Source organism: Nostoc sp. ATCC 53789, from assembly GCF_009873495.1.
Taxonomy (GTDB): Bacteria; Cyanobacteriota; Cyanobacteriia; order Cyanobacteriales; family Nostocaceae; genus Nostoc; species Nostoc muscorum_A.
Window position 1 is genome coordinate 4,351,031 of record NZ_CP046703.1, and the last position, 12,946, is coordinate 4,363,976.

11 protein-coding genes are annotated in these 12,946 nt (G+C 42.3%); 4 read left to right on the forward strand and 7 right to left on the reverse strand.

Going from position 1 to position 12,946, the window contains the following annotated elements; translation table 11 throughout:
* Window positions 1-16: 16 nt before the first annotated feature.
* The 5 genes from GJB62_RS17820 to GJB62_RS17840 form a co-directional block, all read right to left on the reverse strand.
* Window positions 17-403: a hypothetical protein gene (locus tag GJB62_RS17820; RefSeq protein WP_114081219.1), complete on the reverse strand. Its 387-nt coding sequence runs from the start codon at window positions 401-403 to the stop codon at window positions 17-19.
* Window positions 404-621: 218 nt separating this feature from the next.
* Window positions 622-957 carry a hypothetical protein gene (locus tag GJB62_RS17825; protein WP_114081218.1) on the reverse strand — a complete coding sequence of 112 codons (336 nt, stop codon included), beginning with the start codon at window positions 955-957 and terminating at the stop codon, window positions 622-624.
* A gap of 89 nt (window positions 958-1,046) precedes the next feature.
* Window positions 1,047-3,680, reverse strand: a complete 2,634-nt coding sequence (gene mutS / locus GJB62_RS17830) for a DNA mismatch repair protein MutS (protein ID WP_114081217.1) — start codon at window positions 3,678-3,680, stop codon at window positions 1,047-1,049.
* A 210-nt stretch (window positions 3,681-3,890) separates the two neighbouring features.
* Entirely contained in the window at window positions 3,891-5,441 is a 1,551-nt protein-coding gene (locus GJB62_RS17835; RefSeq protein ID WP_114081216.1) for a metallophosphoesterase, read from the reverse strand.
* A 214-nt stretch (window positions 5,442-5,655) separates the two neighbouring features.
* Window positions 5,656-6,627, reverse strand: coding sequence for a YegS/Rv2252/BmrU family lipid kinase (locus tag GJB62_RS17840; RefSeq protein ID WP_114081215.1), 972 nt, complete (start codon window positions 6,625-6,627; stop codon window positions 5,656-5,658).
* A gap of 196 nt (window positions 6,628-6,823) precedes the next feature.
* Here GJB62_RS17840 and GJB62_RS17845 point away from each other — a divergent pair, with 196 nt between their 5' ends.
* The gene (locus tag GJB62_RS17845; protein ID WP_114081214.1) at window positions 6,824-7,246 is read left to right on the forward strand and encodes a lysozyme inhibitor LprI family protein; all 423 of its coding nucleotides are present in this window, start codon (window positions 6,824-6,826) and stop codon (window positions 7,244-7,246) included.
* Between the two features lie 176 nt (window positions 7,247-7,422).
* On the opposite strand, the gene GJB62_RS17850 is transcribed toward GJB62_RS17845, so the two are convergent.
* Entirely contained in the window at window positions 7,423-8,100 is a 678-nt protein-coding gene (locus tag GJB62_RS17850; RefSeq protein ID WP_012410149.1) for a response regulator transcription factor, read from the reverse strand.
* 232 nt (window positions 8,101-8,332) lie between these two features.
* On the opposite strand from GJB62_RS17850, the gene GJB62_RS17855 reads away from it, so the two are divergent.
* Together GJB62_RS17855 and GJB62_RS17860 are read left to right on the forward strand one after the other, a co-directional pair.
* Window positions 8,333-8,662, forward strand: coding sequence for a phycobilisome rod-core linker polypeptide (locus tag GJB62_RS17855; protein WP_245245957.1), 330 nt, complete (start codon window positions 8,333-8,335; stop codon window positions 8,660-8,662).
* A 510-nt stretch (window positions 8,663-9,172) separates the two neighbouring features.
* Window positions 9,173-9,724 carry a Uma2 family endonuclease gene (locus tag GJB62_RS17860; RefSeq protein WP_181852812.1) on the forward strand — a complete coding sequence of 184 codons (552 nt, stop codon included), beginning with the start codon at window positions 9,173-9,175 and terminating at the stop codon, window positions 9,722-9,724.
* A 42-nt stretch (window positions 9,725-9,766) separates the two neighbouring features.
* Here the strand turns inward: GJB62_RS17860 and GJB62_RS17865 are convergent, their stop codons facing one another.
* Window positions 9,767-10,333 (reverse strand): Uma2 family endonuclease, encoded by a 567-nt coding sequence (locus GJB62_RS17865; RefSeq protein ID WP_114081211.1) that lies wholly within the window; start codon window positions 10,331-10,333, stop codon window positions 9,767-9,769.
* A gap of 106 nt (window positions 10,334-10,439) precedes the next feature.
* Between GJB62_RS17865 and GJB62_RS17870 the strand changes: the two genes are divergently transcribed.
* Window positions 10,440-12,692: a PAS domain S-box protein gene (locus tag GJB62_RS17870; protein WP_114081210.1), complete on the forward strand. Its 2,253-nt coding sequence runs from the start codon at window positions 10,440-10,442 to the stop codon at window positions 12,690-12,692.
* Window positions 12,693-12,946 lie beyond the last annotated feature (254 nt).

Genomic DNA, 12,946 nt, shown 5'->3' on the forward strand with positions numbered 1-12,946 from the left:
CTGTTCTTCTCTCTACTTAATCGGAAGATTCTCCATCCCTGCGCCCAAGTTCATAAATGCCGGCACCCATACAAGCTAATATTCCTGTACTAATTCCCCAACTCTCACCTAGACTAATTTCCAGACCCCAGTTACATAAAGCACCAACTACCAGAAAAGGCGCGATGCTAAATAATGAGGCGTAGAAAGCATTTTGGGCTTCTCTGCCTTTGCGAGTCTTTTCAAACTCTGTTTGGCTAGTATAAAGCGATCGCTCGGCAAAGTTAAACCAGCGATTGAGTTGTTCGATTACCCATTGATTGACAGGGGAAAAACCTAGATATAGCGCCAATGACCACAAACTCGCTCCGGCGATCGCGATCGTGTCTAACTCAAAGGAAAAAGGTAAAATTTCAGTCAGCATTGCTTATGGGAGTCCTGCAAAGGGTCAACTTTAGCTTTTAGTAGATGCTAAAAAAACCTCTTGTGCAATTTTAAGCATAAAGGTCAACAAGATTTCAACTAGTTGGCAACTCTCTTCCTCTTTTAATCCTCCGTTACCTCACAATCTGTCAACAACTCATCTAAACTGTCTGGAAATGTCCCTCGTTCAACCATCTTAGTAAACACTTGGTAGCAATACTAGGTATCTTCTAATAATTCATCGTCTAATTCCACACCCGCAATTAGTTCGTGGGCAACCTCAGACATTTCAGTTGTATAAGGTTGCAGCGTGTTATTTTTAAGCGTTTCTGTCATAGCAAAATCGAGAAACAGCCGCATCATTACTGAATCTTCTGCATCTTCATCATCACCAGATTGAGCTACAATCCGCAAAATTGCAGTATCCGGCGACAATACCTCTATCCAACCATCTGCATTGGCAAACTGAGGATGTTCCAGATAAAATTCAACAGGTAGTCTAAACCCTGCACTGTTACCAATTTTGGTACTACGAATGTTGTAAGAGTTGCTCATCTTCAAGCGTATCTACATGATGTACTTACATTCTCGTCATTTATCATGCAATGCCGTCAGTCGAATTGTTAAGGCAATGCAGTAAGATATCAATCCAGATTTTGCAGCCCCATCGCAATCTTACTATGTTTCTCAATTTGCCCCATCACTTGTTTGGCTCGTTGAATCACCACTGCTGGTAAACCCGCCAATCTTCCTGCTTCAATACCGTAAGACTTATCAGCGCCTCCCGGTTGGACTTGGTGTAAAAAGATAATTTGGTCGGGTAATTCTTTCACTGTCACTTGATAATTAGCCACATTCGGTACAATGCTAGCTAGTTCATTCAATTCATGGTAATGAGTCGCAAAAATCGTTCGTGCCCGAATATCTACTGCGATATATTCCGCCACGGCCCAAGCGATGGAAAGACCATCAAATGTTGCTGTTCCCCGACCAATTTCATCTAATAATACCAGCGACCTAGATGTGGCATGGTTGAGAATATTCGCCGTTTCATTCATTTCCACCATGAAGGTAGATTGACCAGTTGCTAAATCATCTACTGCCCCTACACGGGTGAAAATGCGATCGCATATTCCCAATTTAGCCAACCTAGCTGGTACAAAACTACCAATCTGCGCCATTAACTGAATCAATCCCACCTGACGCAAATAACAACTTTTGCCGCTAGCATTTGGCCCGGTGAGGATAATCAAATCGGGATTGTCATTTGTCATTTGTCCTTGGTCATTTGTTATTTGTTCTTGATTATCTGCTAATGACAGATGACTACTGACTAATGACTCTTGACCTAATTGCGTCGAATTCGGCACAAAGAAACCCGCAGGTAAAGATTGTTCCACCACCGGATGACGACCATCAATAATGTTTATCTCCCTTCCCGACAACATTTCTGGACGACAATAACCTTGATGCACTGCCAACTCAGCCAAACCACACAATACATCTGCCGCCGCGACTGCACGAGATAGATTGCGAATTACCTCCGCCTCTTGTGCTACCTCTTCCCGTAACGCCGTAAAAATCTCATATTCCAACTGATTTAAATCATCCCGCGCCGAGAGAATTCGGGCTTCTCGTTCCTTCAAATCTGGGGTGATATAACGTTCCTCATTGGTCAGGGTTTGCTTGCGGATGTAATTAGCAGGTACTTGGTCAGCTTTGGTGCGGGAAATACTGATGTAATAACCAAAAGTTTTATTAAATCCTACCTTCAATGTCGAAATTCCCGTCTTAGCCCTCTCCTCAACTTCTAAGTTAGCAATCCATTGCTGGTCTGCTTCTACAGTCGCTTTTCTTTCATCCAAAAGAGGATTTACGCTAGGGCGAATTAATCCGCCTTCTTTAATTAATATGGGTGGCGACTCCACAAGGTGCGCGTGTAACTTTTGTGCTAATTCTTCTAACACACTTGGGACTTTCTGCAAAGCTTTGAGGAATGGAGAATGTGATTCAGTTACTAAATGAGATAATTCTGGTAAACGTGAGAGAGAATCTGCCAAAGCTACTAAATCTCTAGCATTAGCTGTACCAGAACCAGCCCTTCCGGTGAGGCGTTCTAGGTCATAAATTTGGCGTAATAACTGCCGTAAATCTTGACGCAGAGGCGTATTTTCCATCAATTCTTGGATGGTCTCTTGCCGCGCCCGAATGCCTTTAATATCAAGTAGTGGTTGCAATAACCACCGCCGTAAAGCCCGCCCACCCATCGCTGTACTAGTTCTATCCAATGACCAGAGTAGGGAACCGTGAAAAGTGCCATCCCGGACGGTTTGGGTAATTTCCAGGTTACGGCGGGTTTGACTATCAACAATTAAGTAGTCGGTGACAGTGTAGGTGCGGAGTCTTTGCAGGGGAACTGGGTTTTCTTTTTGGGTATCTTCCAGGTATTCTAAAAGGCCACCAGCCGCACGAACAGCGAGGGGAAGATGATCGCAACCGAGTCCTTCGAGTGATCGCACCTTAAATTTCTGCAATAATCTAGGTCTAGCTTCGCCTTGAGAAAATGGAACTTGCGATCGCAAACTATAGCAAAATGATGGTGGCAAACACTCCGGTAAATGAGGGGAAGTTTCTCCCGGACGCAGTAAACTACCCAAATCAGGCGCATTTGTTGGAACTAGCACCTCTGAAGGTTGCAAGCGCATTAATTCCTGTGTCAAATGTTCTAAATCACTACCTTGAGTTGTCAGAAATTCCCCTGTGGAGATGTCTGCATAAGCTAAACCCCAATGATTTGCGGCAATTACCACTGCTGCAAGGTAATTATTGCGACTGGATTTCAGCATTCCTTCTTCCAGCAAAGTGCCTGGGGTAAGAATGCGCGTTACTTCTCGCCGCACCAATCTACCAGCAGCTTCCGAAGCATCTTCTACTTGGTCGCAAATTACGACTGCATAACCTTTTTCTACTAGAATCGTCGCGTAGCGTTCCCAAGCGTGATGTGGAACACCAGACATCGCCACTCTTCCTTGTTCGCCAGCTTGTTTGCTAGTGAGGACTAATTCTAATTCCTGTGCTAGTTTTACAGCATCTTGGAAATAGCATTCAAAGAAATCTCCTACCCGATACAACAATACCGCGTGAGGATATTTATCCTTCGTCTCGACATAATGCAAGTACATTTGACTTAGCTTACTGCGATCCACCTGTAGATGGTCAGAAATAAAAGTACTTGCGTCGGGTTTGGTAGATGGAGTTTCAGAGTGAGAGGCGGTCATAGATGCTATCGAGTTACGCACGGAAATTCCACAATATCCGATGATAACGTGATGTGAAAGTTGAATGGCGATCGCTCAAGGATATTTTACCAAGAAGGGGAAAACAAGGGTGTGGGAGGTGTGGGAGGTGCGGGAGGTGTGGGAGGATGGGGAAGAAAGAAGTCTTACCCCCCACACTCCCCTCTCTCCCCACACTCCTCTTCTTCGACTTTAGATGATCAGTGGCTCAAGTTCCCGATTATGCCATTGTCGCTGATGCCATTCGGCAACCAAAGGACGGACAATAAACTTAGGCTGTCCATCGCCTTTAACGTCAATGCGTAGACCTGAATAAGGTCGTCGCTTTTGAGAACCTTGACCGTTGCGACCAATGAACAGATGCGATCGCGCTACTAATTTATTTTCCTCCATTAAATCTGCTCCCTCAATCCTTTGGCGGCGTAAACTAAACCCGCTACCACCACAAACAAGCCAGTGGATACCAGAATCAGCGTGTCCTGTATCCATTGTCTCCAGATGTTCTAAGCAGTGGGCGTGACCGTTTAATACCAAATCAACCAAAGGACGACCCTGATTTAGAGAACCTATTTCTTTCGCTACTGCATCCAGCACCCCACGGAAGCGATCGCGAATGATCAAAGTTTGTGCTTGTTGCCACTTTGTCGCCTCAGTTACATAAGGAGGATGATGGAAATAAATCACTCTTCCCCGAACTTCTGAATTATTCCAAGATTCAATTAATCTCTTTTTGAGCCAGTCTAGTTGTTCAATATCAGTCTTAATTGTTTTATTAGCAGCTAGTTGTTTCTCGATATCAACAATAATTTCTTCAATTTGCGATAGCTTGGCGTGGTAATCGTCTAATTGGTCGGCTTCGCTGGGGTTTTCGGGTCGAAGTTTGGCTGAGGTTTCAATAATGTACTGCTTTTCTTGTTCTAAATCTTCACGGCGCTTTTCTAAGATTTTGCGATCGGCATCACCTTTTTTTGTTTTAGGTAGAGGTGGTGGATCGTTAAATGTATTAGAATCCAAGGCGAAGAAATCAATTCCGCCATAGCGAAAAGTGTAGTAACGATTGGGAAGGCGGGTAAAATGCCCAGGTTCATACTTAAGACAAAGACCTGTATCTGTCTTACCTGTGTAGTGCTGATCTAAATGGCTGCTTAACTCTCCTGGAAGCTGCAACGCCTTCAGATAGTCTATAAATGCGTGTGCGTAGGCTTCACCGGTTCCTGAGCCATGCAAACCCACATCTAGGTCTAACCGCGATCGCAACAGGCGACGAAGAGGTAATGTTGTGAGAGAGGCCAAGCTCAATAAAATGGGCAAGTTATAATAATCGTGATTTCCCGGTACTGGTAAAATGGGGAGCTTAAAAGTCATCTGGTCATAAGCAATCCGCTTCGGATGCTCTCCGCCCAAGATAAACTCTCGGTAAGGCTGAATGAAGTTTTGCTGGTAGTATTCACTCGAACCCACTAAATAAATCACATCCCCGGTATGCAGCATAAAACGGGATTCATCGTGATGGGGCAACATCAGTTCAGCTATCTGTCGTTGGGGATTGTGTCCCCGATGCTTACCAGAACCACTATCACCCACAACTAAAAATGAAAACTCAGGATTATCTTCTTGACCATCCTCCAACACCAGGCGAGTTTGGTCAATGTTCCGTTCCACAATTAACGGATCTTGCCATCTGACTCGCTGATTCATTTTACGAATTTTGTTAGCGATCGCTGGATCTGATACAAGTTTCAATGCAACATACTCCTGAATCTTGAATTGCAGGGAGAAGGGGGTAGGGAGTAGGAGGCAGGGGGCAGGGGAGCAGGGGAGCAGAGGGACAAGAGGACAAGGTGACAAAAGTTTAGAACTTACAACAAGTCTTTCCCCTTGTCCCCAATTCTCCTTGTCCCCAAGTCCTCTTTTCCATGCCCAATTCCCAATTCCCAATTCCCAATTCCCAATTCCCTTACTCTTCTACCGTATCTTTCATCTCAATAGTCAAATTAGGGAGTCCTTCTAGTTTTTCGGTAGGCTCAACTTCTTCTACTAATGGCACAAAAATCTTCAACCCACCTGGTATGCACTTAATTTCTACTGGTGTTGTGCCGACTATTTCACCATCTAGAACAACCTTTTGCGGTGGCTCAGTTGTAATTTTGAATTGTTTGGCTCGCAGAAAGCCAATATCATCGCGTTCTACGGCGTTACCTGTAGAAGCCGTTTGGAATAGATGGAATGTAGCAGCGATCGCTCCTGCTTTGTTGGCTGGAGCTACAATCGTTAAATCTAGTAAGCCATCATCATAAACCAAACCTGCTGGCCCCTGAGCTAAAACGGAAGTGGGAGGCGCGGCATTTGCGACTGTGACTGCACAGGCACTAGTTTTAATTATTCTGTCTTCTGTTTCAATTTCAACATCAAATTTACGTAAATTTCTCAGTTGCTGAATTCCAGCGAAAACGTAGGCCATCATTCCAAAGCGATTTTTGGCATCTCGGTCTGCCAATTCTACAGTTTCAGCTTCAAAGCCAATACCTGCCAAGAGTACCATTGGGCGATCGTTGCAATAGGCTACGTCTACATGACGGGTTCCTCCCTGCAAAATTGTTTCACACGCACCTGCGATCGTGTCAGGAATTCCCAAAGCTGTGGCAAAAGCGTTTGCTGTTCCTCTGGAAATGATGCCAAATGAAATATCAGTACCTACTAAAGCCGCTGCCGCTGCTGAGAGAGTCCCATCTCCCCCCGAAGCAATGATTGTATCCACCCCTCGCTCTACGGCTGCATAAGCTAGTTGATCTGCATCAATTTCTTGAGTTGTGAGATGAATATCTAGATCAATATCTGGCTCTAATATTGCTCGAATTTCTGCCAGTTCTATATCTGGGTCTCCCTGACCCGCAACTGGATTAAAAATAAGACAGGCGGAACGATTCATAAAATATAAAAGCTAAACTTTATTTAGATCACTAAAATACCAAATTCTTTCTAGCATTCTTGTGAAATTTTGCCTTCCTTCCGACGGCTGGTTTATCTTTTGTAACAAGTTTATAAGTCTTCGGCGTTGAAACATATCAATACTGCACATTCTGGTATCTTTTGTCTATACTTGCCTAAACAATAAAATTTTTGTCATGCGTCAATTATTACTAGTTTTGGCAAGTATGCTAACTCTTAGCAGTTTAGATACCCCTTCGATGACAATGGCAGGCACAACGCCTGATTTACCCCAGATTCGCCTAGCTCAAAAATTTAACTGCAATAATCCTCAAACTCAAGCAGCAATTAATGAATGCGCGAAGTTATCTTATCAGAATGCAGATAAAAGACTGAACCGAGCTTATCAACAATTGCTACCTACCTTAGAAAAATCTAGGAAGCAGAAATTGATTGCTGCACAACTTGCATGGGTAAAGTTTCGAGATACCAATTGTGAGTTTGAAAGAAGTAAATATGAGGGAGGGAGTATTGCCCCTAGTATTTATGCTGGGTGTCTAGAAAATCTCACAAAACTGCGTACCCAAGAATTACAAGAATATCTTAAATCTGACCCTTAAGTACTTTAAATAGAGTATTTCACAAATTAGTAGCGAAAAAAACTGAAACCTCTGCGAGCCTCTGTGCTACTGTGCGTTGAAAAAAATAATATTTTTAAACTCAGAGTCAAAGCAAACAAAGTAGAGTTTTTGCTAATAGCTGAAATCTTCTCAAGTGGTCTATATAATACAACATTTTATTCGAGTTGTTTAAGACGATAGCCAATACCATGAACTGTTTCAATAAAATCTTCAAAAGCTCCGGCTGCTTTGAGCTTCTGACGCAGGCTTCTGAGATGAACTTTCACAGCATGTTCTTCTGGAGGTGACTCTAGCGACCAAATATGTTCAATAATTACGCTGCGACTAAGGACACGACGACCATTTCGTAGCAATAACTCTAATATGCCGTACTCTTTTGGGGTTAAATGTAGCATATTTTTCCCATAACTCACTTCATAAGTGCTGGGATTGAGGTGCAGATTGCCCCATTCCAAAATCGGTGGCGATGAAACGTTACCCCGACGAAGCAAGGCGCGAATTCGGGCAAATAGTTCTTGCAAATCCACTGGTTTAACGACATAATCATCAGCTCCCGCATCGAGTCCGGTGATTTTATCGCTAACGGTATCACGCGCAGTAAGCATGAGAACAGGCATACTGTAGCTGTGCGATCGCAATCGATGACATAAACTAATTCCATCGAGTTCTGGCAACATCACATCCAACAGCAGCAAATCATAGTCCAGCATTTTGGCTTGATTCCATCCAGCCTCACCATCTGTCACCACATCAACCATATAACGCTGGTCTGTAAGGGCTTCTGCTAAAGTCTCGGCAAGGCGTACATCATCTTCAACTAAGAGAATCCGCATAAATTTTTTTTAAACCATACAACTTATGTTTAAAACTATCTGTGGACTCCCATTGAGAAATATTGCAAAAAGTAACAATTTCTAGTTTTCGTTGCTTCTTTCCGATTTCTTTACCATTTCATGAGTGATTTCCTTACTTTTTATATGTAATTTTCTATCCTATGTAGGTTTTTAATAACCTCCTTTAGACGTTCCAAAAGAACTCTATGTTTAGCCAGGAGATTTTCAGCAAATGGCTTTTGGGCAAAGTTCACATTTAGGTGTGAGTCTGTTTGAAGACACTCACTCAATCGGAGGAGTACCTGGTTATTCACCAGAAGAACTTGAGGTTATTATCAGGCTTATATATAGACAGGTTTTAGGAAATACGTATGTGATGGAAAGCGAACGGCTTACTTTGCCTGAGTCGCAGTTTAAGCGGAGCGAAATCAACGTCCGCGAATTTATCCGTCTGGTAGCAAAGTCAGAGTTATATAGTTCCCGGTTTTTCAGCAATTGTCCTCGTTATCGGGCAATTGAGTTGAGCTTTAGGCATTTGCTTGGTCGCGCTCCACTTAACTGAAAAAGGCTGAATAGACGATTAAGCGTTTATTTACGCCTTTGTGCGAGCTAAAAAAATGCTTTATGCAAGAAATTTATTTATCCAAAAATCGATGTAACTATTGCATTCATCTCAAATTATTTGAAGCAAAACAATGTTGCCGCCACAAGCACATAAAAAGCTCCAATGTTGGATAAGAAGCCGTCATTTAATATGTTCCGGTCACTTTTTTATATTTGAAACTATAGACTATTCTTGCGTTGATAGATTTACTGACTGTATAGCCGCTCTAGGAGGAACATTAATTTCTGTTGAGCCGATTGACAAAATTTGGATGGGCGACCATCGACAGGTTCTTCTTTATCGTGTCAAAGCCAGTTTGTTTACACCTTGTCATCAGTTAAGGCAATACTGGTTTAAGTATGGTGGTTTGTACACTAGATTTGATAAAAATTGTTAATTTGTTTTGATTTATAGCGACTTATATAATTGCGTTAATATGTATGTTATTAGGTAATAAAAATTGTCTCTATGACCGTAACTACAGCTAAGTGGACAATAGATGAATATCACCACATGATTGCGGCAGGTATACTAGATAATCGGCGTATAGAACTACTAAAGGGAGAAATAGTAGAAATGCGACCGGAAGGAGAAGCTCATGCCTACTTCAGCAGTGAAGCTGGAGAGTATCTGATTCAACTTTTAGGCAATCGTGCCACAGTTCGCCCTAGTAAACCGATTACCCTTCCTAACAACTCTGAACCTGAGCCTGATATTGCTGTTGTACAAAGATTGGGACGTGAATATTTAGAACATCATCCCTATCCTGAAAATATCTTTTGGTTGATCGAATATGCAGATTCCAGCTTAGATAAGGACTTACAAATAAAAGCTAAAGTCTATGCTGAAGTAGAAATTCCTGAATATTGGGTAGTTAATCTTAGAAAGCGACAACTTATAGTATTTAGAGATCCTCAAGATGGAGAATATGCTTCAAAAAGCACATTATCTGGAGGCACGATTTACCCACAAGCATTTCCAAATTTAGCTATATCAGTAAATTTCATTGTGAGTATTTAGAACTAGAAACCGATTATTTAGAGGTAATTTTAATATATCTTCTCACTCTGGTTTCATCTTTAACCATCCAAATACTTGTTCTACTGTCAACTCTAAATCAACACCATCTAGAACAGTCAATCTATCTTCTCTATGGCAAAATTCTGGTTGTTGATGTGGTTTAAATATGAGAACTGAGCGATCATCAGGATCGATTAACCATCCTAGCTGACAACCATATTTTAGGCAGTGTAAAATATTATTGGTAACTCGATTAGAACTTTGATCTGGAGAAAGAATTTCAATTGTCCAGTTTGGAGCAATTAACACATCATCTACAGGTTCTCCGTTATCGTCAAACTCAATTTGTTGCCAACGAATAACCGCCACATCTGGAACAATTGAGCGACCACCAAAAGTACAACGCAACTCTGGAAAAGCATAAGCGATTTGCTTTTTCTCTGTGACTTCATTAATCCCATTAATCAACTTACCCTGAAGTCGGGAGTGGCGGGTTTTCGGCATTGGTTTCTGGATAATCTCACCATCAATATAAATACTTGCAGGCTTTGTTTCTGGTAACTTCAGAAATTCTTCTAGGGTTAGGGATGCAGATTTTGCAACACTCATGATTTCTGCCACTCCGAAAGTCCTACATCCAGTTTATCAACGTTCGGAACTAATGGATGAGCAGAAAACAGTAAACTAAATCAGATGCCTGTAATTTTTCTTATCCATGCCCGATTTTAGTATTATCAATCTCGCTCCAATCGGTGTTGGCTTTAGCATTATTGCATTAGGGATAATTTACTATTTTCTCAACCTTGAAGTAACTAGACGGCAACGGGCAGAAGTGATTCTGCGGCAACAAACTGAGCGGGAACGGTTGGTAAACCAAATTGCTCAACATATCCGTGAGTCTTTGGAGTTAGATGAGGTTCTGACTACTACCGTTGCAGAAGTGCGCGAGTTTCTTCAAGCAGATCGGGTGTTAATTTATCGCCTTTGGGAAGATGGGACAGGTAGCGCAATCACTGAAACAGTTTTACCTGAATATACAAAAATTTTAGGAGAAACTTTTCCAGAAGAAGTGTTTCCGAAAGAATATCACCAAGCTTATTCATTGGGGAAAACCCGTGCGATCGCTAATGTTGAACAAGCTGATGTCGAACCATGTTTAGCAGACTTTGTGAAACAGTTTGGTGTTAAAGCTAAGTTAGTAGTGCCAATTCTCCAAGAAAATCGGGAAGCAGATAAACAACGCGATCGCAAAACTCCTGCTTCTACACCTTATCTTTGGGGCTTATTAATTGCTCATCAGTGCGATCGCACCCGTGTATGGGAATCTTGGGAAATTGAATTGATGAAGCAACTTGCAACCCAGGTAGCGATCGCTATTCAACAATCAGAACTTTACAAGCAGCTACAAACACTCAACGCTGAATTAGAACATCGTGTCCAACAACGAACTCAAGAGTTAGCTAAAGCTAATGTCTCTCTAAGAGCAGAAATAGCTGAACGTCAACGCACGCAAGCAGCATTGCAAGCTTTGATTACTGCCTCTCCTCGCGCTATTTTCACACTTGATTTAGAAGGGAATGTGAAAATCTGGAATCCGGCTGCTGAACGGATGTTTGGCTGGACGGAGGCGGAAGCGATTGACCATCCTAACCCAATCTTTTTAGACGATCAATTAGAAGAATACAACACTCTGCAAGAAAGTATATTACAAGGAACAACTTATACCAGAGTGGAATTGCGCCGTTTTAAAAAAGATGGCACTGCGATCGATATAGTTTTCTCTGCTGCTCCCTTGCATGATAGTGACGATAGTATCAACGGTATGGTGGCAGTAATTGCCGATATCACACACCAAAAGCAGCAGGAAGAACAGGTAAGGTTGCTGCAATCTGTGGTTGTAAATACTAACGATGCGGTAGTTATCACCGAAGCACAACCAATTGGCGAACCTGGACCGCACATCATTTATGTTAATGAAGCATTCACCCGAATCACAGGTTACAGCCTGGAAGAAGTGTTAGGTAAAACGCCCCGTATTTTGCAAGGAGCAAAAACAAGTCGGGCGGAACTGGATAAAGTTTGGACTGCTCTTTCTCGTTGGGAAACAGTTACCGTTCAGGTAATTAACTACCGCAAAGACGGCTCGGAATTCTGGAATGAATTCAGCATTGTCCCCGTAGCCGATCAAACTGGCTGGTATACCCACTGGATATCAGTACAACGTGACATTACAGGGCGCAAGCGGTTAGATGAAATTCGGATGGCGCTAGAGCGAGAGAGAGAACTTAGTGTGCTAAAAACACGTTTTTTCTCAATGGCATCTCACGAGTTTCGCACACCTCTAAGTACTGCTTTAGCAGCTGCCCAATTGCTAGAAAATTGTCAGGATGAATGGGATAACTCTTCTAAGCGACTGAGGAACTTGCAGAGAATTCAACTCTCTGTCAAAAATATGGTTCAGATGTTAGACGATATTTTAACCATCAACCGAGCCGAAACCGGAAAACTAGAATTTAATCCTAAACTTCTAGATTTAGAAGAATTTTGCGGTGATTTTGTCGAAGAAATGCGCCTAAGTACAGATGAGAGACACACACTTAGCTTTGTTTGCCAAGGGAAAGCTGTTCCATGCTGGGTGGATGAAAGGTTGTTGCGTTCGATTTTGTCTAATTTGCTGCTGAATGCGATTAAATATTCTCCTCAAGGAGGGAATGTTCATCTTAGTCTGGAGTTTCAATCAGATACGGTGATTCTCCAGGTTCAAGATCAGGGTATTGGGATTCCGCTAGCAGATCAAAAGCAGCTGTTTGAGCCGTTTCATCGTGGCAAAAATGTCAGGAGCATTCCTGGTACAGGCTTAGGGTTAGTAGTGGTGAAAAAGTGCGTGGACTTACACCAAGGTTGTATTAACATCACCACTGAAGTAGGAATTGGTACAACTTGTGCGATCGCTCTGCCATTACTATAAAGTAGGATTTACGCAATAACTCTCTCAAACTCTTATTCTTTGTGCCCTTCTCTACGTTCATGCAGCCTGTTGCAGACAGACTTACGCGAATGCGTTAGCCTGTGCAAACTGCTCTATGTCTACGTTTTTTCATTATTTGGCTTGCTAAAAGCGTAGTGTTTTTAATGCAAGGCAACACATTGGCATTATTAACCGATGCATTGGCATTGTTAACTGACGCATTAACATTGCAGGGTATTGTTAAATTAAATTCG